The organism is Planotetraspora kaengkrachanensis (assembly GCF_016862895.1).
Classification (GTDB): Bacteria; Actinomycetota; Actinomycetes; order Streptosporangiales; family Streptosporangiaceae; genus Planotetraspora; species Planotetraspora kaengkrachanensis.
In genome coordinates, this window is the sequence record NZ_BONV01000088.1 from 1 (window position 1) to 883 (window position 883).

Here is an 883-nt window from a genome sequence, read left to right on the forward strand (position 1 = left end):
GGCTTGACGGGCGGGCTGGGCCGAGGAATGCTAACCCAACCGGATCGGATTGGATCCGATCCACCTCACCCGCCCCAGATGCGAGGAGAAGTAGGTGCCCAGAGCGCTGCTTCTGACCGGCGACGCCGCCGAGGAGCTCGACACCATGTATCCCTACTATCGCGTGCAGGAGGGGGGCTGGGACGTTGACGTCTCGTCACGGACGATGCGTGACGTTCAGCTGGTCATCCACGAGTTCGACCCCAACTCCGACGCCTACGTGGAGAAGAACGGCCGAAAGCTGCCGGTCGACGTGCCCTGGGCCGAGGTCGACGTCGAGCGCTATGACGCCCTCATCATCCCCGGGGGACGTGCCCCCGAATGGATCCGTGTCGACGCCGACGTCAGGCGCATCACCGAACACTTCTTCGCGCGCGACCTCCCGATCGCGCTGGTATGCCACGGCGCGCAGGTGCCGGCTGTGTACGGGCTGCTGAAGGGTCGAAAGACGGCGTGCTTCCCCCCCATCACCGGTGACATGGAAAACGCGGGCGCGACGGTCATCGACGCTCCCGACGTCGTGGACGGCAACCTCGTCTCCTGCCGGGGATGGCCCGACATGCCGCAATTCGGCAAGGCGATGATGGAGCTCTTTTCGAAGTCCATCAACTCCGCATCGGCATGAGCACACCTGGCCTGTCCCGGTGACGGCACTTCGCACCGTCACAGTCGACGGCTCCCCCGTCCACGTCCTGAAGAGCGGCACCGGACCCGCGGTGCTGATGCTGCACGGCTCCGGACCCGGTACGACCGGATCCGGCGCCTGGGCAACAACGGCACAGGCACTGGGCACATCCTGGCACCTGGTGGCTCCTGACCAGGCCGGGTTCGGCCGTACACCAAT

Annotated in this window: 2 protein-coding genes; both read left to right on the forward strand. The window is 66.1% G+C overall.

Going from position 1 to position 883, the window contains the following annotated elements:
• The first annotated feature begins 94 nt into the window (after window positions 1–94).
• Window positions 95–664, forward strand: a complete 570-nt coding sequence (locus Pka01_RS40465; RefSeq protein ID WP_089209940.1) for a DJ-1/PfpI family protein — start codon at window positions 95–97, stop codon at window positions 662–664.
• A 19-nt stretch (window positions 665–683) separates the two neighbouring features.
• Window positions 684–883 (forward strand): alpha/beta fold hydrolase (locus Pka01_RS40470; RefSeq protein WP_373318253.1); only part of this gene is annotated, 200 nt, incomplete at its 3' end.